Here is a 20,801-nt window from a genome sequence, read left to right on the forward strand (position 1 = left end):
CGCAAGAAACAGACCAACAAGGAGACTAGAGATGACTTTGAAGATGAAACTGATGACTGCAGCGCTTGCCAGCGTGGTAAGCGTTCCCGCCTTCGCGGAAGAGGTGAAAATCGGGGTGCCGACATGGACCGGGGCGCAGGCGATTGCCTATGTCTTGGGCGAGGTGGTCACAACACGCATTGGCGGAACAGTTGATTATGTTCCCGGCAACAACGCCACAATTTTCCAGGCCATGGACCAGGGCGAGGGCGACATTGACGTGCACCCTGATGTCTGGCTGCCAAACCAGGAGAGCTTTACCAAGCAATATGTGGATGAAGCCGGCACCGTGACGCTGTCAACGAACCCCTATCAGGGCAATCAGGGCTTCTGCGTGTCCAAGGATTTTGCAGCGGCCAACGACATCACCGACATTGCGGATCTGGGCCGCCCGGATGTGGCGGCCCTGATGGACAGCGATGGCAACGGGCTGGGCGAAATGTGGATTGGCGCACCCGGCTGGGCGTCTGCAAACGTCAATGAAGTAAAGGTTCGCGACTACGGCCTGCTCGACTTTATCGAGCCAATTCGCGCCGAAGAAGCGGTCAAGACCGCACGGATCAAGGACAGTATTGCAAAGGGCGAGGGCTATGCGTTCTATTGCTATGAGCCGCATGCGGTTTGGTACATGTTTGACGTTGTCATGCTGACTGAGCCAGCTTTCGACCCGGAAAAATACATCATGGTGCAACCATCCGATGATGCGGACTGGTATGAGAAATCGATGGTGGCGACCAAGGATGACCTCAAGCAGGTCCAGATCGCATGGTCCAATTCCCTGCCCGAGCGTGCGCCAGCCATCGCGGAGTTCTTTGCGAATTTTCAGTTGACTGCCGATGATGTCAGCAGCCTTGCATTTGAGATCAGTGCGAATGGCCGTGAACCATCAGACGTCGCAGCAGAGTGGGTTGCCGCGAATTCTGACCGCGTTGATGCAATGCTGGGCCTGTAAGAGGCGGAGTGAATCAAACATGATCGGCGCGCGTGATCGCGCCGATCATTCAAACAGCGGGTGGGGCGAGCATGCAAATCAATGACTGCGTTATCGAAATCTCCAACGTGTGGAAGATTTTCGGCGCCAAACCGGAAGCCGCGTTGCAGGCCATACGCGACAGGGGGCTTTCCAAATCCGAAGTCCTGGCGGAATTCAATTCTGTCGTTGGTGTCGCCGATGTTTCCCTTTCGGTTTCTCGCGGTGAAATCTTTTGCATCATGGGGCTGTCCGGGAGCGGCAAATCGACATTGGTGCGCCATTTCAACCGCCTTCTTGAACCTACTGCGGGCAAAATAGCGATCGAAGGGACCGATGTGATGGCTCTTGGATCCAAAGAGTTGCAGGCATTCCGAAACCGCAAGATCGGGATGGTGTTCCAGAATTTTGCATTGATGCCACACAGGTCGGTTCTGGATAATGTGGCGATGCCCCTGGAAATCCGACAGGTGGCCAAGAATGAACGGCTGCGACAGGCGGCGGCGATCCTCGATATCGTCGAACTTGGTGCATGGGGGGCAAAATTTGCCCATGAATTGTCCGGCGGGATGCAACAGCGCGTCGGTCTGGCGCGCGCCCTTGCTGCCAACCCTGATGTCTTGTTGATGGACGAGCCGTTCTCGGCACTTGATCCATTGATCCGCAGACAGTTGCAGGATGAATTCATCCGCCTGTCCAAGATTTTGAAGAAAACGACGATCTTCATCACCCACGACCTTGATGAAGCTGTCCGCATTGGCGATCGCATTGCGATCATGCGGGACGGAAAGGTGGTGCAGATTGGCACCGCCGAAGACATTGTCATGAAGCCCGCTGATGATTACGTCGCCGATTTTGTCGCCGGGATCTCGCGTCTCAAGGTGGTACATGCACATGCGGTCATGCAGCCATTGGACAGCTACATCGCCCAAAGCGGTCCCATTTCCGGCGATCTCCGCCGTGTTGCGGGGCACGAAACGCTCAGCAACCTCATCAACCTTGCCATTGACGATGAAAACCCGATCCTTGTGCAGGATGCCGGCACTGATGTTGGTATTGTCACGCGCGCTGATCTGCTGCGAACCGTGATCGAAGGAACAGAGGTATCATGATGGACGCATCCGTAAATCCGCTTGATGATCCCAACAGCGAAGCCGCAATCGCCTATGCCGAAGAGCGGCGCGATAACATTCGCAGCTTTGTGCGAACCAACCCTGACTATTACATCGCGAATTTCAACAAGATCGGGGCTTCCGCCCGCTTTACGCCGACGTTCAATCTGATGGCGGGCATATTTGGCCCGGTTTGGTTCGGGGCGCGCGGGCTTTGGTCCTGGGCGCTGCCTTTTCTGATCCTCGAAGTCTTGGCGCTGGTGCAGATTGCGCGTGGTCTTTTCGGCGATCTCGGCGCTGATGCGATGGCGCGGATTGCCTCTATCGAGGGCACATTGGAATTGCGCCGCCAGCAGCTCGCAGCCGCGATCGAGTCCGGCTCGGACAGGGTAGATGCATTCCGCCGAGCGGTTGACGGTTTGGAAAACAATATTGATGCCATGCGCGATGAAGCAGCAGCGATGGCCGCACAGGGGCCGCAGATTGCATTGATCGGTCTTGGTATTCTGATCGTGGCGAAAGCCGCACAAGCCATCGTTGCCAATTGGGCGCTTGAGGCGCGGTTTTCTGATTGGGTGTCTGATCGCACGATCCGGTCGGCCATGCCGATATCGCATATCGTGCTCAGCGCGATTTTCATGGCTCTGATCGTTCTGGCGGCGATGTTGCACTACAGTTTCCCCGGACGATTTGATCTGCTGGACAACTTCCCGACAAATGCGGATATCCGGCTCACCAGTATCGACAAGGTCGAGGGGTTCTTTAATTGGGCTGTGTTGAACGGGGATGCCCTTTTTGATGCGATCACCTTTGTGATCCGGCTCTTGCTGGATGCCTTGGAGGTTGTCTTTGTCAGCACGCCGTGGATTGTCATCGCTGCCCTGATCATCCTGCTGACATGGCTGACGGCGGGTGTCCGCATGGCGATTTGGTCGGGTGCTTTCCTGTCCTATATGGGGCTGCTGGGCTTTTGGGAAAAAGCGATGACAACCCTTGCCTTGCTGGGCACTGCGGCCTGCTTGTCCATCCTGATTGGTATCCCGCTGGGAATGTTTGCGGCCCGGCGTCCGCGGTTTTACGCAGCCATTCAGCCGATCATGGACTTCATGCAGACCATGCCCGCCTTTGTTTTTATGATCCCCGTCATCGCGTTCTTCGGCACGGGCAAGCCCGCGGCTGTGGTGACAACGATGATCTTTGGCGGCACGCCCGTGGTGCGTCTGACCGTTCTGGGGCTGCGGGGGGTTCCCGAAAGCGTTCGAGAGGCGGCAATCTCATTTGGTGCCAACAAGTGGTATCTGCTGACACGGGTGGATCTGCCGCTCGCCAGCCCGTCGATACGCGCGGGCATTAACCAGACCATCATGCTGTCCCTGGCGATGGTCGTCGTTGCATCGTTGATCGGGGCCAAGGGTCTTGGCGAAGACGTGCTGGAGGCCTTGCAATACGCCAATGTGGGGCAGGGGATTCTGGCGGGCTTTGCGATCCTGTTCTGTGCCATGATCCTTGACCGAATTGTGCAGGGCAAGCGCAAGTGACACCTCTGGTGATGGTGCATGGTTTCATGGGCGGCAGCGCACAATGGGCCGGAGAGGTCGCGCGGCTCTCGGACATACGCGAGGTGATTGCACTCGATCTGCCAGGGTTCGGGGCAAACAGCCATCTCGCCCCGGTCAACACCATTTGCGGGTTTGCGGATTGGGTGATTGACACGTTGGACCGCAGGGGGGTGCAGGATTTTGATCTGTTGGGGCATTCGATGGGCGGGATGATCGTGCAGGAGATGGCGCGCAAGTCCCCGGACAGGATCGGGAAACTCGTGCTCTATGCCACGGGAGCCAAAGGTGTTTTGCCCGGACGCTTTGAGCCCATCGCTGAAAGCCAGGAGCGCGCCCGGCTGGACGGTGCACAGGCCACCGCCAGACGCATTGCCGCAACGTGGTTCCTGCACCGCGAGGCGGCACCGGCCTATGAAGACTGTGCAGCGATTGCAGAACACGCAAGTCTGGGCGCGATATTGGCAGGCCTCGATGCCATGCAAGGCTGGTCAGGAGAAACAGCGCTTGGCGATTTGACCCGGGAAACGCTGATCATCTGGGGGGATTGCGACCGCACCTATGCGTGGGAGCAGACCGCCTTGCTATGGCAGGCGATTGAGAAGGCGCACCTCGCTGTTGTTCCGGGATGCGCCCATGCGGTACACCTTGAAAAACCGGAACTCTTTGCCGCTTTGTTGCGCGACTACTTGCAGCCTCCCGAGCCCAAGGCGATAATTTGATAGGTGGGTGCGGTCGTTTTCCTTGCGGCGGAACCTGTCGACATCGTGAGAAAACGATCCGTCTTGATGTGCGCGGCGCCGGAAGCCTTTTACCTCATACATTGCAGGTCCGGCCGACCGTGTGGTCTTCCTGCCATATCAGCATGTGCTGCGAAGTCAGTCCGGTGCCGTTGGCTGGGACCGCGATGCAGGGGCAGCCGCCCAGTTCACGAATTTGATCACCTTCAGCACATGGAAACGTCGACTATCCTTTGGCGCGCCTGACATCACATTGCGCAACCACCGCTGGCTTGGCGCCTGCGGGATCGCCATGGGGGTACCAGCGCCCAGTACGCGCTAGCATCCGCCCCTTTTAGCGCTTTGTCATGGTGGAGCCTGCAGAGTTTCTTCCAGCTCATTTCTCCGGTGAAGTCGGCTTGGTTCAGTTTTTTACATGTTGCTCAAGTTGCTGTTGCGCCCGAGAAATCAAATTTGAGAATTATACGAAAGGTTTGGAATGACGCATCCCAAACGGTGTTTTGTACGCAAAACTAAATGGCTGATTTCTTGGTTTTGCTGCGCTCTGGATTTGAACTTTGGTCGTTGAACCGAGATGTCCGAATGATGCAGTTCTAAATTCAAAATATGGGCTGGACACATCCTTGCCAACCTCCTAGAACGCTCAGGCAGCAGTAGAATGTTGACGCATGTTGCCCGGGTAGCTCAGGGGTAGAGCAGTGGATTGAAAATCCTCGTGTCGGTGGTTCGATTCCGCCCCCGGGCACCATTTTACATTTCTCAGTAAGATCATCCAAAAACCTAAAGATTACAGAGGTTTGCGGAGTTCGAAATCCAGTTTTCTTACTGTAGGCCAATGGCTTGTCAAACACCAGTCTCAGCACTGTTTTCTTGAGGGTGAGGTCGCCGTTTTTCCAGATAATCCAAGGGTTTGCGAGAAATGCCATGGAAAGTTCGAAAATTTCTTCGAGTGTGTGCTTGGGTTGCGCCTTTTGATCCATTTTATCCACCAAAATTAGCTTGTCGCGTTCCAGCTTCGTGATGTTTTTCTCGAAGGCTGCAATGGTAATCCCCCCATTTTCAGAGGGGCGCGTCAGTAGAATCTATGCTGCTTTCAGTTTCTGTATCGGTGTCACTCCGCCGATCCCCATGTTTGGTCTTTCGTTGTTATATGTCCAGAGCCAACGGGTGGCATGGTCTTGCACCTCTTCGATGCTGTTGAAGTGATACCGCCCAAGCCATTCCGTGCGGACAGTTCTGTTGTATCTCTCGACATAGGCGTTCTGTTGGGGCTTGCCGGGCTGGATGTAGATCAGCCCGATCCCCGCCTTCTCTGCCCAGTTCTGGAGCCTGGCGCTGACGTATTCTGGGCCATTGTCCACACGAATGGCCAACGGCTTGCCACGCCATGCAATGATCTGGTTTAGCGTCCGAACCACGCGTTCTGACGGCAGTGAGAAGTCGACCTCAATGGCCAAGCCTTCTCGATTGAAGTCATCCAGCACGTTCAGCGTCCGGAACGATCTGCCATCCGCCAACTGGTCGGCCATGAAGTCCATCGACCACACTTCGTTCGGGGCCTCCGGCACGGCCAGTGGCTCAGGCTTCTCCCGTTGCAGCCGTTTTCGGGGCTTGATCCGCATGTTCAGCTCCAACTCGCGATAGATGCGATAAACGCGCTTGTGGTTCCATTTGAACCCTTTCACGTTCCGCAGATGCAGCAAGCACAGGCCGAAACCCCATGTCTTCTTGGCATTCGTCAACGCGACCAGCCAATCAGCGATCAACTCGTTCTCATCGCTGAGCTTTGGCTGATATCGAAAGCAGGTCTCGCTGATTGAGAACGCCCGGCACGCCAGAGCGATGCTGGCGGAACGGTAGCGCACCGCCCATTCGGCCATCTCGCGTCTTTGAGACGGCCTCACCACTTTTTTCCAAGGGCTTCCTTCAGCAGATCGTTCTGCATGCTCTTCTCGGCATACATCTTTTTCAGCCGCTTGTTCTCTTCGTCGAGCTCCTTCATCCGCGCCATCAGACTGGCATCCATGCCGCCATATTTTGAACGCCACTTATAAAAGCTCGCGCTGCTCATCCCATGTTCGCGACACAGATCAGACACCGGCACGCCGTTCTCCGCCTGCTTCAAGATCGCCATGATCTGCGCGTCGCTGTACTTCGATTTCTTCATCAGAATCTCCTCTTCCATCTTCGAGAAAATTCTACTTCCGCAGACCCCTAAATTTCGGGGGGATTACCAAAGGACCGTTGGGTTGTCTGATTCAACAACGCGATCCAGCAGACCATCGAGCTGTTTGTCCAACTGAGCAATGTCGCGCTTGGTCGTCTCTTTGATCGTGTTGGCTTGCGCCAATCTCTGGCCCCACGCATCGTGCAACATGGTTTTTACGAGACCGACCAGACCCTTGGCTGGAGAAAGTGCATGCATCACTTCAGCAAAAGCTGCATCGATCTTTTCAGCGCGGATACTCTTGCGATACATGCCGCAGGTTTTGGTTTGGCACCAGAAATAGGGATAGCGTTTGCCCGTCGCACTCTTTGACCAGCACGAGGTCATCGGCGCATCACAATCCGCGCAGGCGACAGCGCCACGCAGTGGAAAGTCTGCATTAATATCTGTTCGGGCCGGAGCGAGATTGCGTTCTGCCTTGCGGGCTTGAATGCGCTCAAAGGTTTCCAAGGACACAAGCGCCTCATGATGGCCTTTGCGTCGTGTGATCCCCCATGGCTCATGCTCAATATATCCTGCATAGAGAACACGGCTGAATAAATCCGTCACAACCTGTTGGCGGATTGATCCGTCGATGTTTGGAAATGCAGGCTGACTTTCAAGGTAACGTTTGACCTCGGCCATGGTTTCAAAGCGACCAGAGGCAAAGCCTTCCATTGCCTTGCGAATGATGGAAGCGGCAGGCTCGTCGCGCACCAAAAGCTTGCCATGGCCCGCTGTTTTCTCATAGCGATAGCCGACAGGCGCACAGAAAACGCTATAGCCGTTCATCATCCGGCCCTTCATGCGGTTGCTCGTTTGCTCGCCATTTTTCTCGCGTTGGTGTTGGGCAACCGAAGCCAGAAGGTTTTCTACCAGCACGGAATCGCTGTCTTCGCCAAATTCAATCGATGGGCTTTCCAGCTTACCGCCCGCGCCAGCCAAGGACTGACGCAGCTCAAGATGTGCTGTCAGGCCGCGCGCCAGACGGCTGATGTCATCAATGATGACGACAATCTCACTACCCTTGCTGGCGTTCATGTGCAGATAACCGAGCATCGATTGCATGCCTGGGCGACTTGCGGCCTTACCGGTCATGTCATCAGTGAACACGTCTAAAACGCAGTAGCCTTTGTATTTCGCATATTCACGGCAGCGCGTTTCCTGAGAGGCCAGCCCGTCGCCTTCACGCACTTGCTTTGCCCCAGACACACGGCAATAAATAACGGCCTGTTGTTGATTTACTGATCCTGCCATGGGTCCTCCTGTTCTGATTGTTCGCTCTTTAACAAGGATAGCAGATCAGGCGGCACATCACTCAGCGGATCATCGCTTTTTCCACAAGCCTGTTGGACGGGGTGGACGCCAAAGCCCAGATCAACAAAGCTGACGACAATAGACCAAAGCGCCTCGATCAACTCATGCTTGTCCTCGTAGGAAATATCTTCGTCTTCAAAAAACGGCAGATATGCATCCCAATCAATCGTCAGTGTTGGCGGGGCCGTCTCTGGATTAAAGTTTGGGGGTAGTTCACGCATGGTGTTGTCCTTTCTGCCGCTGTGGCTTTTGCTTTGTTGATCTCTCCTTTCTTCACGCACCATGCGCGAGAACATAATGTGAACATTATAGGATAAAAGTCCTATATCTCAAAGCATTATCTGTGAAGATTATGGTCGTGCCTTGGCAGGATAAGGTGTATCTGGGGGCGCAGCATCAGGTAGAGCGCGGGTAAGAACGGGTATTGGGCATGGATAAAAACTCTGGGGATATCGATTGGGACCAGCTTCCAAAAGACCAGCGGATTGACCTGACGAAAAACCTCTTTAAGGCAGTCAGCGGTGTTGCAGACCTCAACAGCATCACGATTGCGGAATTGATTGATCAGGCTTTCTTAGGCTTGCCCAAAGTCGGCACCGACTATGACTCCAATTTCAGGAGAGGGAACGTTTCAGCGGCCAAAGCCATGCTGATGCATCGATGGTTGGAAGAAAACCATTTCGAGCTGGCGAAGACCTTTGCGCCAGAGCTGTTTCAGATGAACCCGAAGCGTGCTTGGAATCGTTTTCTTGATAGTCGCAGTGTCGATGGTGGGCTGCGCATCGTACAAATGAAAAACGAATTCGGGATTGCGCAGCGCGCAGACAAAATGCGTAAAGTCTCCAAAGCGTTGCGGTTTGGCGACGCGTTTTGTCTGGAACTGACCTCTGATCGCTTTGGACATGCCATCGCATTTCAGGGTTATCGCGGAAAGTATTATCCATTGGCTCTTAGTGGCGATGAGAGGCGTTTACGCATCGCAATCACGGATGGCGTTCAGCTTTTGCTGCGTGATCTAAAAGGGCAGCCGAACCCGCTTGTCGAAATGGACGACGCTGGTGATCACCGTTTTGTCGTCATAACGTCACCCGATAAGAACCTACCAACAGATCAGCGCAGACTTGCATCGCGGTTTGATGATGAGGGGTTGCAGGTATTCCACACCGATGTTCGATTTGTGACTTAATCAACCGGCTTGATCACACTAACTCTTAACAGCTTATCACATCCTGGGTTAAGCCCGTTCGGAACAACTTAGTTAAAGAGCCCGCAGGTACTCGGCACCCGAATTAATACCAGATTCATAGCTGACTATGACCTGCACAGATAAGCTTTTGGCACCCAAGATAATAATACGAGCTTTGCAAAAATATATCGCCCACTTTGTTGTGGCTCGCACGACACAAAATTCTCTGTTAAAGTGACTACATGAAAACATTTTTCTTGATCTTGGGTTTGAATCTTTCAATCGTTTCTCTACCCGTGCAATCGGTAGCGGAGCAAAGCGTCTCCGAAGAAACAACAGTATGGCTGGAAGCCGAAATATGCATTCGTCTGGCCGCGCGTTACCTGCACTCTGAAGAAGACTTGTCGACTGAAGAGAGCGTTGGTCGTGCCGCATCGGAGTGTTCTGACAAAATTGACCTAATGATCCTCAGTGCTTTGCAAAGCGAAGCTGTACAATCAGCACGCGAAAGTGAAGGTATTGCGTTTGAACGCGCCGCTAGAATGATGTTTGACAATCAAGTTTTCCGAATGAAATTGCGTGTCCTCGATGAACTGGAGGAAGGATCTCAATGAAGAAAGCCAAAGGTTCTGCCTGTCTTGCTTTTGCGCTTGCGCTTACAGAGCAAGTCTCTGCTCAGGAAGCACAGGATCAAGCGCCTGAAACAGATAACTTTTTTGAAGCTGTCGAAGCGCACTTCGACAAGAAAGTTCGGCAATTTATTACAGAACAGGTTCTTGAGGAAATCGGAGAAAAGTCGCTCTCCGAGCTGGCTAAGAAGATTCCTGGCGTAGTTGCGTGACCTGCTCCCCTGAAAAGTCCTCGAATTTTGGTTAGCCTGTTCTCCAACTGAGGAGACAGACGATGAAGAGAAGCCGTTTCAGCGAAGAGCAGATCATTGGCATTTTGAAAGAGCACCAGGCCGGGCTTGGCGCGAAAGAGCTGTGCCGCAAGCATGGGATCAGCGATGCGACTTTTTACAAGTGGCGATCCAAGTATGGCGGCATGGAAGTGTCCGACGCACGGCGGCTCAAGACGCTTGAAAGCGAGAACACCAAACTGAAGAAGATGCTGGCCGAGCAGATGATGGACGTGGCGACGCTGAAAGAGATGCTCGGAAAAAACTTCTGAGGCCCGGTTCGAGGAGGAATGCTGTGAACTGGGCCATGAAGACCAAGGGCTACAATCAGAAACGGGCCTGTTCCTTGGCCGGGATCGATCCGCGTGTTTATCGGCGAAGGTCGAAGCGCCCCGCCGACACGGAATTGCGGGCCAGGATGAAGGAACTGGCGTCCGAGCGGCGACGGTTCGGATATCGCCGTCTGCATATCCTACTGAAGCGCGAGGGATGGCAAGTGAACTGGAAGAAGCTGTACCGGCTCTACCGCGAAGAAGGGTTAACCGTTCGCAAACGGGGCGGGCGCAAGCGTGCTGTGGGCACCAGGACGCCTATGGCGATCCCGCAGGGGCCGAACCAGCGATGGTCACTCGACTTCATGTCGGATGCATTGGAGGATGGTCGCCGGTTCCGGGTTTTGAATGTGATCGATGACTTCAGCCGGGAATGCCTGGCCGCTGTGGTGGACACATCCATCGGAGGCACGCGTGTTGCCCGTGAGCTGGATCGCATCGCAGAACTCCGTGGCTATCCCTGCATGGTGGTCTCAGACAACGGCACAGAACTGACCAGCAATGCGATGCTGAAATGGCAGGAAAACCGCAAAGTTGGTTGGCACTACATCGCGCCAGGAAAGCCGATGCAGAACGGTCTTGTCGAAAGCTTCAACGGGCGAATGCGCGAAGAATGCCTCAATGAACACCTGTTCCCGTCTTTGCGCCATGCCCGCCGCATGATTGCGGCATGGCGCGGCGACTACAATCACTACCGCCCACATTCGAGCCTCGACGGGCTCACGCCGTGGGAGTATCACCAACGGTCAAAGGAAGACCAAAACCTGAACAGTGCTAACCTAAAGTAGCGGACTCTCAGGGGAGCAGGTCACAGCTCTTCCACGAATACGTGAAAACAGGTCCACTTCGGGAACTTCCGCGCCAGGCTAGATGAAGACATGTCGCCGAATATGTCCTCGACGTTTCGGAGGTATGCCCCAGGCTCCCTCGTGACGCCGTCTACCATCTGGCAGATATAGTACAGGTCTACACTCGACACCCGCTGAAGCTGTGAGACCAACTTGGGGTCCTCCGCACGAACAATGCCATCCTGTAATGGCTTGGCCTGAATGGGTTTAATTGTGCGGGTTGAGAATCTCCGACCGCCCGAACACCACCCGCAGGTTACTGCGCCTACGGTCGTTTGCGAATACCCGATCCTCTGGGCTTTGCCTTGGCAGGATAGCACGACGCTCCGAGCGATGTTTCGCTCAAATACTGTGTCTATACTGTTCCTGAACGAGGTGCCTGATCGCCCGTGTTGTGTAAAAGCATGTTTTCGCTAAGAAATTTTGGAGGCGAGTACCGGAATCGAACCGGTGTACACGGATTTGCAATCCGCTGCGTAACCACTCCGCCAACTCGCCTGTTAGCACCGTAGCCATATGGATTTGAAATCTGAGCGTCAAGCGACATTTCGCGCACTGCCTGCGTTTCGACTGACCTGAGCGTATTGGGCCAGCATTCCCGGAGCCTTGGAAGCGATTGCGCCGACGCTGGGTTTTGACCTTACAGTCTGTTGGTGTGGTGCCCGCAGCGACTACGTCACAAAGAAGAAACTTAACTGGCTGGTGGTGAACTTTAGCCTACGTGTGGAATCCGGAAGAGCATATCCTCACCCCTTCCCCAATTCACGATATGACGCTGAGGTGCTGACTTAATTTAATGAGTATCTTCCCATCGCGCCCCGCATCATTCAGGGCGGAGTTCCGGGAAAATTATTGGTTTGGGCGCGCCGCAGGAGCGTTCTGGATGGGCTATCTGTCAAAGACAAGCGGCCCGGCGTAAGCCTGTCCCGACTAAGTGCCGTTCTTGTGACTGTATTACTGCCAGACAGAGGCGGAACAGCGGGGCTGAAACAGGCGGACACATGCCGCAAGGCGGTGACTATGTCGGGGCCGACAGTTCACTGGACTGTCGCCTTTCTCGTTCCTCAGCTTCTTCAAAAAGCCTTGTCGCATGCGAGCGGAAGGGGGCTTAACCGAGCGATTGGGGAGGCACCAAAAGCTGGGCAGATCCATAATGGCGATGGGGCAATGGCAATGACGACACTGCAACAGTATTTCTTGCAAAGGTGTCAAATTGGATTTCAGGCGGCGCCAAGGTCGATGCTGCCAGTGATTTAACCCTGTCACTCCGAAGTGTCGTGCAAAACGGCGGCTTTGACGTTTGAGCGCGTAGTCGCAACCGCCATCGTGGTTCAACCGGCGTTCATGTCGTTGGACTCACGGACCTCTGCGATCGTGGTGGCGGAAAGCCTTTCTACAAGGCTTTGTTCCACGTCCTTTAGCACGGATGCGACTTTCCTCTGCAGGATATGCTCCACGGAACATGCAGGAATTGCCTCGGCTTCACCGGTGGCAACGAGGCTCTCATCAAGTGCGAGGTACACATCAGCCAGAGTTATTTGGCCCGGTGCACGCGCAAGCCGCCACCCGCCCGCGTGACCCTTTTCTGACGTCAGAAGGCCCGCCTTGCGCAGCTTTCCCAAAACGCGCCTGACAACGACAGGGTTCGTACCGGCATGTTCCGCAATATCGGCAGATGTCTGCACTCTTTCCGGATCACCTGCCATATGCCCGAGCGTGTGCAGCGCAAGCGATAACCGTGAATTACGTTTCATAGGCGCTTTTCCTCTGACGTCCCACATTACGTAACAATTGCTGTTGCAATAGTCTAGTAACTGAGTAAGTTGCGTAATATGCGATCTAAGCTTTGGAGCACAGAATGTCACAGGCTCGTCTTCCCGTCACGGTTCTTTCCGGATTCTTGGGGGCTGGAAAAACCACGCTGTTGAACCGTGTTCTGAACAATCGGGAAGGTCGGCGCGTTGCGGTCATCGTCAATGATATGTCCGAAGTGAACATCGACGCTGATCTGGTGCGGGCGGATACACAGCTGAGCCGGACAGATGAGACGCTGGTCGAGATGTCGAACGGCTGTATTTGCTGCACGTTGCGCGATGATTTGCTGGACGAGGTGCGCCGTCTCGCCATTGAGGGTCGGTTTGACTACCTGCTCATCGAGTCCACCGGCATTTCGGAGCCATTGCCCGTGGCAGCGACATTCGATTTCCGGGATGAATTCGGCGATAGCCTGGCAGATGTGTCGCGACTGGATACGATGGTCACGGTGGTGGATGCGGCGAATTTGCTGAATGATTACAGCAGCCATGATTTTCTGCGCGACCGCGGCGAGACGATGGGGGAAGAGGATGACCGCACATTGGTTCACCTTCTTACCGACCAGATTGAATTCGCGGATGTCATTGTCCTGAACAAGGTCACGGATGCCGGTCCCGAACGTGTCGATGCTGCGCGCAAGATCATCCGCTCACTGAACGCGGATGCGAGGATCATCGAGACGGATCAATCCGATGTCCCGGCGGATGCGATCCTCGACACGGGCCTCTTTGATTTCGAAAAGGCCCATGAGCACCCGATGTGGGCCAAAGAGCTGTATGGCTTTGCCGATCATGTTCCTGAAACGGAAGAATACGGTGTTGCCTCTTTTGTCTACCGGGCGCGGCGTCCATTTGTTCCGGCGCAGATCCTCGCGGTTCTGAACGGTGATATGCCGGGCGTCATCCGGGCCAAGGGCCATTTCTGGATCGCAACGCGCCCTGACTGGATTGCCGAGTTTTCACTGGCGGGGTCGTTATCTACGGTGAAACCGCTGGGGACGTGGTGGGCCTCTGTGTCAAAGGAGAGCTGGCCTGCGCATGAAAGCGTGAAAAGCTATTTGCAGGCGCATTGGCAAGAACCTTGGGGGGACCGCCGTCAGGAACTGGTGTTTATCGGGGCAGGGATCGACTGGCCTTCGCTGAAATCACGCCTTGATGGCTGTCTTGTGCCTGCGTCGGTGGCCCCGGGGCCGGATGACTTGCCGGATTATCCCGACCCGTTCCCCATGTGGCGCCGTGCGGAACAAGCGGCATGACGTTCGTGCGTGAAGTTGTGCGAGACGCCGCCGTGGGGGTCGCTGTTGCGGACCGGCCTGAAGACCTCGTGGCCATCCGGAAACCCGGTTGTGCCGCTGCGATCTGGCGCAGGCAAGCCGCGCCCGCGTTTCAATCGTGGTTGGATGCGCTTCCCAGCACACAGTTGCCCCGGCTCCGCGCGACCCTGCGCCCAGAGGACGTTTCTGATGCATTGAGCCAGCTTTTTGATAGGGCTCGGACGCCGAAATGTGCAGAGCGCGTCCAACTCATCGACGACATGGCGGCCCTGGCCCATCTTTTCGCAGATCTGATGCAGGCGCGCTATCTGCAGGTGCGGCTTGAACCGGTGAAAACCAATGCCTGCCGCAAGTTTCACGTCGATGCGGTCATGGCGCGTCTGATCTGCACCTACCGCGGGACGGGCACTCAATATGGCATTTCCAAAAAGGGGGATGATCCGTTGCGGGTGTTCACCGTCCCGACGGGATCTCCCATTTTGCTGCGTGGGACGCTTTGGCCGGACTCCCCGCGTTCCGGTCTGTTGCACCGTTCGCCGCCCATTGAGGGCAGCGAGGAAACGAGGCTGGTCCTTGTGCTTGATCCGGTCTTTGACCGGGAGGATGCACTATGAACCGCAACCTCGGCGCCACAAAGCTGCGACGCAGGCGGCGGCCGGTCGATCCGATGCATAGTTATGACAACTTGCCCAAACCCTTGCGAAACTGGCTGTCCCAGGCGGCACTGCCATGGTCGCCGACCTCTGCACGACGCATCTGGAACCGTGCCGAGGCGCAGGGTCAAAGCGTTCAGGATGCACTCCGTGCCCTGTCGCGTGCCGAGGCGCAAACACTGGCGCGTGACCGGCCTTTGATCCGCGAAATTCACACACCTTAAGCTATCAGGGAAACCACATATGTTACTTATCAAACGCATGGCCGCTGCTGCGGTATTTGCGCTGGGGCTGGCCGGTCCCACGCTTGCGCAGGAGGGCAGTTTTACCATCTCCGTCACCTTTGGGCCAACGGCCGAGGTGCCCGACCCGCGGGCAGGCTACAACGGGTGGATGTCAAATCAGACCGGTGTGACTGAAACCCTGATGGGCATTGATTATGATTTGAACCTCTACCCGCGCCTTGCCGAAAACATCGCGCAGATCGCGCCCACGCAGTGGCGTGTCACCCTGCGCGAGGGTCTTCAATTCCATGACGGATCGCCGGTGACGGCGCAGGCCGTCATTGACGCGATTGCTCCGATTTCTCAGGCGGATCATCCAGGTTACAACGCCCGCATTGCCCGCGTGCTGGATCTGGCGGGAATGTCGGCGCAGGATGACAGGACTGTGGTGTTTGAAACAAACAGCCCGAATGCCGCCTTCCAGTGGAGCCTGTCGGACCCCGGTGTGGCCATACTCGGCGCAGCCTCCGAGGCGTTTCCGATCAATGCGACCGGGCCTTATGTGTTCCGTGAGGCCATTGTGGATCAGCTCTACCGCGTTGAGGCCAATCCCGACTACCGCCTTGGCGCGCCGGGTTTTGAGGAAGTGCGCGTTGCTGCCTCACCGGACCCGGCAGCCGCAGCCCTCGCGTTTGAAGCGGGGGAGGTTGATCTGGTCATCAACTATCCGGAAACCGATTTTGAACGGATACAGGAGACGGGTGCGCTTGGCTTCACGGCCCCCACGGCACGGCTTTACTTCTATTCGATGAACACGGCATCCGGTCCGCTGGCCAACCCTTTGATCCGCCGCGCCGTTTCACTGGCGATTGATCGTGATGGCATCGTCGAGGCGGTGTTGTCGGGCGTGGGCGGCGTGCCTGCGGGCACCATCTACCCGGCGGGCAAAAGCTGGGCGGCTGACATCGCCCCCACCTATGACCCCGCGCGCGCAGAGGCCTTGTTGAGCGAGGCCGGTGCCGTCAAACGGGGCGGGCGCTGGATGCTGGACGGTGAACCGATTGAGATCGACATCCTGACCTATTCCTCGCGTGCCGCGCTTCCCCCGACAGCCGAAATCACGCAGGCGTTCCTGCAGCAGATCGGCATTACGGCGCGCGTCCGGGTTGGCGAATATGGCGCCAGCAATGATGCGATGCTGGCCGGGGAGGGGGATATGTTTCTGCAGGCTTGGGTGATGCTGCCGCAGGGTGATCCCGGTTCGGTTCTCGGCTTTTTGCTGGCCAGCGATGGGGGGGCGAATTCGGGGCGCTATGCGAATCCCGCCTTGGACGAACTATTGATAAAGGGGCAAACCACCTTTGAGCAGTCCGAGCGTGAGCGGATTTATGATGAGGTTCAGCAGATCATCGCGACAGATGTGCCGCTGATCCCCGTCTTTCACGTCAGTCAGGCCAATGTGGCGCGCGCGGGCTTGACGGGCTATGCCGTTCATCCGACAGAGACTTACTGGCTTACACATGAGACCGCTTTGAGCGAATGACGATTAATGCAACGGGCCTGAGCGCTGAGCGCTCGGGCCGCACGATCCTGCATCCGACGCATCTGCGGATGGCGCCCGGCGACCGCGTCGGGCTTGTTGGCGCGTCGGGGTCGGGTAAATCGACCCTTGGCCACGTGCTGATTGATGCCCTGCGCGCAGGCGGTCAAAGCGTGACACATGTCCCACAAAGCCCGGAGGAAGCGCTCGACCCGCTGCGCAGTATGGCGTTTCACTGGCGTGAAGCGGAACAGGCATTGGGCCTGCCGCCTGATCCTGTCCGCCGGTCCATGCTGTTTGAAGCCCTGCGCATAGAAGGCGGTGATCTGCGCAAACGCCCCTGGGGATGGAGCCGGGGGATGCAGCAGCGTTTCGTCATCGCCATGGCCCTGATCGGCACGCCTGACCTGCTTGTCATGGATGAACCCACATCCGCGCTCGACCCGGTTGTGGCTGCGGGCACGATGGACCTCCTGGATCGCTACCTGTCGGATCGGACAACGGCCTTGCTGCTGATCACCCATGACCTCGGACTTGCCGCAAGGCGTGTGACGCGGTTGATGGTCATGGCCGAGGGGCGCATTGTCGAGGATGCACCGACCGCGCAGTTGCTGGCGGCACCTGCAACCGCGGCGGCCAGGGCGCTATGCGCGCATCGCAGTTGGCTCGAACTGCCATGCTAGAGGTGCGCAATGTTACCGTGCGGCGCGGACGGGCAGTTGCGCTGAAAGACATTTCTCTGTCGCTGGCACCGGGGCGCACATTGGCGGTGGTTGGCGAAAGCGGGGCGGGAAAATCGACGCTGATCGGCGCGATCCTCGGGCTGATCCGCTGCGCATCGGGGCATATCACGTGGACGGGTGGGGCCGTCAAATCCTGTCGCCCTGCCTTGGTCATGCAGGAACCGCGCAGCGCATTCAACCCGCGGCTCTCCCTGCGCCGCTCGGTGATGGAGCCGCTCGTGGCCCAACGGCGGGCTGTTGATGAGACGCATCTGGAAAGACTGTGCCGTGGGTTGGAGATTGTGCCCGATCTTCTGGATCGCCTGCCCACAGAGGTCTCAATCGGGCAGGCGCAACGGGTCGGTATCCTGCGCGCCCTGATCGCCACACCACCGCTGGTCTTGTTCGACGAACCCCTTTCGGCCCTTGACGCTGTTACGCAAAAACACACCGCGCGTCTGATCGCCGATCTTCAGGGACAGATTGGCTTTGCCGCGCTGATCGTGACCCATGATCTCGGCTATGCTGCTGCCTACGCTGATGACGTCGCGGTGCTGCGTGCGGGGCAAATCGAGGAGCAATCAACTGCGGCAGAATTTGTGCATGCGCCGCAGTCCGGGTATGGCCGCACCTTGCGCGATGCCGCCTTTGCGCTTGGCGCCTTGGAGCACGTCGCATGATCGCAGTGCTGTCCGGTCTGATCCTGCGGGCGGTGGTCGTTCTGACGGGCACCGCAGTGGCGACATTCGCGCTGCTGTGGCACGCGCCGGGCGATCCCGCACTTGCCATTGCGCTGGCGCGCTTTGGATCACAGGTGCCGGCAGAGGTGGTCGATGAGATCCGCCGTGAGGCCGGATTGGAGACCGGGTTCTGGCCCGCGTTCCAAGCTTGGATCAGCCCGCTCCTGAGGGGGGATTTCGGGCAATCGTCCGTCACGGGCCGCGATGTCTGGCCGGATCTTGTCACGGCCATGTCCTATTCCTTTCCGCTGGCGATCCTCGGCCTGCTCGTCGGTCTGGTGATATCTGTTCCGCTTGCGGTGATTGCCACCCGGCGGCCCGGCGGCTTGCTGGACCGCCTGGCCGTTGCGCTTGCCTCTATGGGCACGGCGATTCCGCAGTTCTGGCTGGCGCTGTTGCTGATCCTGCTCTTCGCGGTGCACCTCGGCTGGTTGCCCGCCATGGGCGCACGCACGCCCACACACGCCATTCTGCCGGCGCTGGCCTTGGGGCTTGGCGTGGCCGCGTCTTTCACACGTATCCTCAGGTCAGGGATCCTTGAGGCGCGCAGCCAGCCCTTTCTGCCCGCGATCCGGCGGCGCGGCGTCGCTGCGCGCCGTGTCGAGCGTGATCATGTCGCCCCCCATGCCGCTGTTCCCGTCATTACCGTCTTTGGCCTCGAACTCGCCTTCCTGCTGGAGGGTATCGTGGTGATCGAAGTGATCTTTGCGCGCCCTGGTCTTGGCAGTTTTCTGGTCAACGCGATCTTTGCGCGGGATTTTCCCAAGGTGCAGGCCGTGGTGATCGTCACGGCGGTGATCTTTGTGATCATCAACCTCGTGATTGATCTGCTATATCGTGCCCTCGACCCCCGGATCGGAGAGCGCAATGCGTAGTGTGTTCGTGCTTGTCGCTCTTCTGGTGAGCCTTGCGTTGTTTGGCCCGGTGCTCGCGCCGCACGATCCCGCTGCGATCAATATCCCCAACCGCCTCAGCCCGCCAAGCGCTGACTGGCTGCTCGGGACTGATGCAATGGGGCGCGACATCCTGTCGAGGCTCTTGCACGGGGCACGCTGGTCGCTCGGTCTGGCCTTTCTGATATCCGTCATGGGCCTGTGCATCGGCACGCTGGTAGGTCTGCTTGCCGCGCAGGGCGGCAGGATCGTCGATTGGGTGGTGATGCGCACCACGGATTCATTCCTCGCCTTTCCCGAATTGATCGCTGCGGTTGTCATTGCAGGCGTGCTTGGCGCCGGGACTGGCAGTCTGATCTTTGCCCTGACCGTGACGGGGTGGATTCGCTATGCACGGGTTGCGCGTGGCATTGGTCTGTCCCTGCAAACGCGCGGCTATGTGGTTCAGGCGCGGCTCGCCCGGGTATCGCCGGTCTATATCGCCCGGTGGCACTACCTGCCATCGCTGTTACCATCGCTTACGGTGGTCTGGACCGGCATGTTCGCTCGTGCGATCCTGGGCATATCGGCTCTTGGCTTTCTGGGCTTTGGTGTACAGCCACCTACGCCGGAGTGGGGTACGATGTTGCTGGATGCGCGTATCCACATGCGCTCGACCCCACTGCAGATGATCTGGCCGGGGCTTGCGGTCGTTTTCTGCGTCCTTGCGATCAACCTTGCCGGGGACGTGTTGCGCGACGCCTTGACCGAAGGGGATCACAGGAAATGACAGGCACGGATAAACCCGGTCTCGCCATCGGCTTGCGCATCCTGTCGGGTGTTCTCTTTGCCGGCATGCTGGTCTGCGTCAAAGCTGTGAGCGCGGATGTGCCATTGGGCGAAATCGTCTTTTACCGCTCCGCCTTTGCGCTGATCCCGCTGGTGGTTTTCCTCTGGATCAGGCGGGAATTTCCGGGCGGTCTGGCAACCAAACGCCCCGTCGCCCATCTGTTACGGGCGAGTTTCGGGGCTTTGGCGATGTTTGCTTCCTTTGCGGCGATTGCGCGGCTGAATGTGGCTGAGGCAACCCTGATTGCGCAGCTTTCGCCGATCCTGATGGCGCTTGCGGCGGTTGTTTTCCTGTCGGAACGGCTGACGCGCTGGCGGGTTGGAGGCCTTGCGCTCGGGTTTGCCGGGGTCGTCATTCTGGTCTGGCCGGAGCTTGGCGGGCGCGCACCGGACGCGGCCCGTCTTGCTGGTTTTGCAATCGGCTTGCTGGGGGCGGCGCTTACGGCATTTGCGCTCATCATGGTGCGCAGCCTGAACCGCACCGAAAGCCCCGGTGCCATCGCGTTCTATTTTGCGCTGGCGTCCATGATAGGGGGGCTGTTGACGCTGCCCTGGGGTTGGATCACGCCCGACATCTGGACGCTGACGCTGTTGATCGGCGCTGGCCTATTCGGTGGTTTTGCCCATATCGCCATGACGCTTGCGTTCCGCTACGCCGAAGCCAGCCGGATCGCGCCGTTTGAATATGTGGCGCTTCTGTGGCCTGTGCTCGCGGATCTGCTGATCTTCAATGTTGCGCTTTCCACCAGTTTTCTGTTTGCACTGCCGCTTGTTCTGGGCGGTGCAGCGCTTGCAGCCGCCGAAAAGGGGCCGCGAACCCGAAAGGCATGAGAATTGGACCAGATTGGTCCTGCTCCAGCCTCTCAGAAGGGATAGCGTGGTCCGGTACAAAGCTGTAGCGTCATGCGA

Annotated in this window: 21 protein-coding genes, 2 tRNA genes and 1 pseudogene; 18 read left to right on the plus strand and 6 right to left on the minus strand. The window is 57.3% G+C overall.

Going from position 1 to position 20,801, the window contains the following annotated elements; genetic code table 11:
* Window positions 1–31: 31 nt before the first annotated feature.
* The 5 genes from RD1_RS08485 (at window position 32) to RD1_RS08510 (ending at window position 5,165) form a co-directional block, all read left to right on the plus strand.
* Window positions 32–991: a glycine betaine ABC transporter substrate-binding protein gene (locus RD1_RS08485; RefSeq protein WP_011568073.1), complete on the plus strand. Its 960-nt coding sequence runs from the start codon at window positions 32–34 to the stop codon at window positions 989–991.
* A gap of 71 nt (window positions 992–1,062) precedes the next feature.
* A complete protein-coding gene (locus RD1_RS08490; protein ID WP_044033392.1) occupies window positions 1,063–2,121 on the plus strand; it encodes a quaternary amine ABC transporter ATP-binding protein in 1,059 nt (352 codons plus the stop codon).
* Window positions 2,121–3,659, plus strand: a complete 1,539-nt coding sequence (locus RD1_RS08495; RefSeq protein WP_044033393.1) for an ABC transporter permease — start codon at window positions 2,121–2,123, stop codon at window positions 3,657–3,659. Before RD1_RS08490 ends, RD1_RS08495 begins: the two co-directional genes overlap by 1 nt.
* Window positions 3,656–4,399, plus strand: coding sequence for an alpha/beta fold hydrolase (locus RD1_RS08500; RefSeq protein WP_011568076.1), 744 nt, complete (start codon window positions 3,656–3,658; stop codon window positions 4,397–4,399). Before RD1_RS08495 ends, RD1_RS08500 begins: the two co-directional genes overlap by 4 nt.
* Before the next feature lie 691 nt (window positions 4,400–5,090).
* Window positions 5,091–5,165: transfer RNA gene (locus tag RD1_RS08510), tRNA-Phe, on the plus strand.
* A 334-nt stretch (window positions 5,166–5,499) separates the two neighbouring features.
* On the opposite strand, the gene RD1_RS08515 is transcribed toward RD1_RS08510, so the two are convergent.
* The 4 genes and pseudogenes from RD1_RS08515 to RD1_RS08530 all read right to left on the minus strand — a co-directional run bounded on the left by RD1_RS08515 (window position 5,500) and on the right by RD1_RS08530 (window position 8,161).
* Window positions 5,500–6,465, minus strand: a complete 966-nt coding sequence (locus tag RD1_RS08515) for an IS3 family transposase (protein WP_245897203.1) — start codon at window positions 6,463–6,465, stop codon at window positions 5,500–5,502.
* Window positions 6,432–6,602 (minus strand): annotated as a pseudogene (locus RD1_RS21275) (transposase); the annotation flags it as partial. The pseudogene RD1_RS21275 and the gene RD1_RS08515, both read right to left, overlap by 34 nt.
* Before the next feature lie 45 nt (window positions 6,603–6,647).
* Window positions 6,648–7,880 (minus strand): recombinase family protein, encoded by a 1,233-nt coding sequence (locus RD1_RS08525; protein WP_011568079.1) that lies wholly within the window; start codon window positions 7,878–7,880, stop codon window positions 6,648–6,650.
* Window positions 7,865–8,161 carry a hypothetical protein gene (locus RD1_RS08530; RefSeq protein ID WP_011568080.1) on the minus strand — a complete coding sequence of 99 codons (297 nt, stop codon included), beginning with the start codon at window positions 8,159–8,161 and terminating at the stop codon, window positions 7,865–7,867. The genes RD1_RS08525 and RD1_RS08530 overlap by 16 nt, the downstream gene beginning before the upstream one ends.
* 209 nt (window positions 8,162–8,370) lie before the next feature.
* On the opposite strand from RD1_RS08530, the gene RD1_RS08535 reads away from it, so the two are divergent.
* The 4 genes from RD1_RS08535 (at window position 8,371) to RD1_RS08555 (ending at window position 11,144) form a co-directional block, all read left to right on the plus strand.
* Complete coding sequence (locus tag RD1_RS08535) at window positions 8,371–9,126, plus strand: hypothetical protein (RefSeq protein WP_011568081.1); 756 nt, start codon at window positions 8,371–8,373, stop codon at window positions 9,124–9,126.
* Window positions 9,127–9,368: 242 nt separating this feature from the next.
* Window positions 9,369–9,740: a hypothetical protein gene (locus tag RD1_RS08540; RefSeq protein ID WP_044033028.1), complete on the plus strand. Its 372-nt coding sequence runs from the start codon at window positions 9,369–9,371 to the stop codon at window positions 9,738–9,740.
* On the plus strand, window positions 9,737–9,967 hold the full coding sequence (locus RD1_RS21150) for a hypothetical protein (protein WP_044033029.1): 231 nt from the start codon (window positions 9,737–9,739) through the stop codon (window positions 9,965–9,967). Before RD1_RS08540 ends, RD1_RS21150 begins: the two co-directional genes overlap by 4 nt.
* Window positions 9,968–10,029: 62 nt before the next feature.
* Window positions 10,030–11,144, plus strand: a protein-coding gene (locus RD1_RS08555; RefSeq protein WP_076611555.1) for an IS3-like element ISRde2 family transposase whose coding sequence is annotated in 2 segments (ribosomal slippage) — window positions 10,030–10,285 and window positions 10,285–11,144 — 1,116 coding nt in all. Because the reading frame shifts where the segments join, the coding sequence is not laid out codon by codon here.
* A 484-nt stretch (window positions 11,145–11,628) separates the two neighbouring features.
* Here RD1_RS08555 and RD1_RS08565 read toward each other — a convergent pair.
* Window positions 11,629–11,702, minus strand: a tRNA-Cys gene (locus tag RD1_RS08565).
* 833 nt (window positions 11,703–12,535) lie between these two features.
* The gene (locus RD1_RS08575) at window positions 12,536–12,958 is read right to left on the minus strand and encodes an RrF2 family transcriptional regulator (protein ID WP_044033032.1); all 423 of its coding nucleotides are present in this window, start codon (window positions 12,956–12,958) and stop codon (window positions 12,536–12,538) included.
* Window positions 12,959–13,062: 104 nt separating this feature from the next.
* Between RD1_RS08575 and RD1_RS08580 the strand changes: the two genes are divergently transcribed.
* The 9 genes from RD1_RS08580 to RD1_RS08620 are packed head-to-tail and all read left to right on the plus strand — an operon-like array spanning window position 13,063 to window position 20,723.
* Window positions 13,063–14,274 (plus strand): GTP-binding protein, encoded by a 1,212-nt coding sequence (locus RD1_RS08580; protein WP_011568084.1) that lies wholly within the window; start codon window positions 13,063–13,065, stop codon window positions 14,272–14,274.
* The gene (locus RD1_RS08585; RefSeq protein ID WP_044033033.1) at window positions 14,271–14,906 is read left to right on the plus strand and encodes a DUF1826 domain-containing protein; all 636 of its coding nucleotides are present in this window, start codon (window positions 14,271–14,273) and stop codon (window positions 14,904–14,906) included. The genes RD1_RS08580 and RD1_RS08585 overlap by 4 nt, the downstream gene beginning before the upstream one ends.
* The gene (locus RD1_RS08590; RefSeq protein ID WP_011568086.1) at window positions 14,903–15,169 is read left to right on the plus strand and encodes a DUF6525 family protein; all 267 of its coding nucleotides are present in this window, start codon (window positions 14,903–14,905) and stop codon (window positions 15,167–15,169) included. Before RD1_RS08585 ends, RD1_RS08590 begins: the two co-directional genes overlap by 4 nt.
* Before the next feature lie 19 nt (window positions 15,170–15,188).
* On the plus strand, window positions 15,189–16,712 hold the full coding sequence (locus tag RD1_RS08595) for an ABC transporter substrate-binding protein (protein WP_011568087.1): 1,524 nt from the start codon (window positions 15,189–15,191) through the stop codon (window positions 16,710–16,712).
* The gene (locus RD1_RS08600; protein ID WP_044033034.1) at window positions 16,709–17,392 is read left to right on the plus strand and encodes an ATP-binding cassette domain-containing protein; all 684 of its coding nucleotides are present in this window, start codon (window positions 16,709–16,711) and stop codon (window positions 17,390–17,392) included. The genes RD1_RS08595 and RD1_RS08600 overlap by 4 nt, the downstream gene beginning before the upstream one ends.
* Window positions 17,386–18,111 (plus strand): ABC transporter ATP-binding protein, encoded by a 726-nt coding sequence (locus RD1_RS08605; protein WP_011568089.1) that lies wholly within the window; start codon window positions 17,386–17,388, stop codon window positions 18,109–18,111. The genes RD1_RS08600 and RD1_RS08605 overlap by 7 nt, the downstream gene beginning before the upstream one ends.
* Window positions 18,108–19,046, plus strand: coding sequence for an ABC transporter permease (locus tag RD1_RS08610; protein WP_011568090.1), 939 nt, complete (start codon window positions 18,108–18,110; stop codon window positions 19,044–19,046). Before RD1_RS08605 ends, RD1_RS08610 begins: the two co-directional genes overlap by 4 nt.
* Window positions 19,039–19,833, plus strand: coding sequence for an ABC transporter permease (locus tag RD1_RS08615; protein ID WP_011568091.1), 795 nt, complete (start codon window positions 19,039–19,041; stop codon window positions 19,831–19,833). Before RD1_RS08610 ends, RD1_RS08615 begins: the two co-directional genes overlap by 8 nt.
* On the plus strand, window positions 19,830–20,723 hold the full coding sequence (locus RD1_RS08620) for a DMT family transporter (protein WP_011568092.1): 894 nt from the start codon (window positions 19,830–19,832) through the stop codon (window positions 20,721–20,723). Before RD1_RS08615 ends, RD1_RS08620 begins: the two co-directional genes overlap by 4 nt.
* The last annotated feature ends 78 nt before the right edge of the window (window positions 20,724–20,801 follow it).

It is taken from the genome of Roseobacter denitrificans OCh 114 (assembly GCF_000014045.1).
In the GTDB taxonomy this organism is placed as follows: Bacteria; Pseudomonadota; Alphaproteobacteria; order Rhodobacterales; family Rhodobacteraceae; genus Roseobacter; species Roseobacter denitrificans.

Coding starts and splice junctions, on each gene's coding strand:
- RD1_RS08595 (WP_011568087.1), top strand. CDS start 15,189: ATGTTACTTATCAAACGCATGGCCGCTGCTGCGGTATTTGCGCTGGGG.
- RD1_RS08590 (WP_011568086.1), top strand. CDS start 14,903: ATGAACCGCAACCTCGGCGCCACAAAGCTGCGACGCAGGCGGCGGCCG.
- RD1_RS08585 (WP_044033033.1), top strand. CDS start 14,271: ATGACGTTCGTGCGTGAAGTTGTGCGAGACGCCGCCGTGGGGGTCGCT.
- RD1_RS08495 (WP_044033393.1), top strand. CDS start 2,121: ATGGACGCATCCGTAAATCCGCTTGATGATCCCAACAGCGAAGCCGCA.
- RD1_RS08575 (WP_044033032.1), bottom strand. CDS start 12,958: ATGAAACGTAATTCACGGTTATCGCTTGCGCTGCACACGCTCGGGCAT.
- RD1_RS08600 (WP_044033034.1), top strand. CDS start 16,709: ATGACGATTAATGCAACGGGCCTGAGCGCTGAGCGCTCGGGCCGCACG.
- RD1_RS08530 (WP_011568080.1), bottom strand. CDS start 8,161: ATGCGTGAACTACCCCCAAACTTTAATCCAGAGACGGCCCCGCCAACA.
- RD1_RS08535 (WP_011568081.1), top strand. CDS start 8,371: ATGGATAAAAACTCTGGGGATATCGATTGGGACCAGCTTCCAAAAGAC.
- RD1_RS08485 (WP_011568073.1), top strand. CDS start 32: ATGACTTTGAAGATGAAACTGATGACTGCAGCGCTTGCCAGCGTGGTA.
- RD1_RS08580 (WP_011568084.1), top strand. CDS start 13,063: ATGTCACAGGCTCGTCTTCCCGTCACGGTTCTTTCCGGATTCTTGGGG.
- RD1_RS08620 (WP_011568092.1), top strand. CDS start 19,830: ATGACAGGCACGGATAAACCCGGTCTCGCCATCGGCTTGCGCATCCTG.
- RD1_RS08540 (WP_044033028.1), top strand. CDS start 9,369: ATGAAAACATTTTTCTTGATCTTGGGTTTGAATCTTTCAATCGTTTCT.
- RD1_RS08615 (WP_011568091.1), top strand. CDS start 19,039: ATGCGTAGTGTGTTCGTGCTTGTCGCTCTTCTGGTGAGCCTTGCGTTG.
- RD1_RS08610 (WP_011568090.1), top strand. CDS start 18,108: ATGATCGCAGTGCTGTCCGGTCTGATCCTGCGGGCGGTGGTCGTTCTG.
- RD1_RS08605 (WP_011568089.1), top strand. CDS start 17,386: ATGCTAGAGGTGCGCAATGTTACCGTGCGGCGCGGACGGGCAGTTGCG.
- RD1_RS21150 (WP_044033029.1), top strand. CDS start 9,737: ATGAAGAAAGCCAAAGGTTCTGCCTGTCTTGCTTTTGCGCTTGCGCTT.
- RD1_RS08525 (WP_011568079.1), bottom strand. CDS start 7,880: ATGGCAGGATCAGTAAATCAACAACAGGCCGTTATTTATTGCCGTGTG.
- RD1_RS08490 (WP_044033392.1), top strand. CDS start 1,063: ATGCAAATCAATGACTGCGTTATCGAAATCTCCAACGTGTGGAAGATT.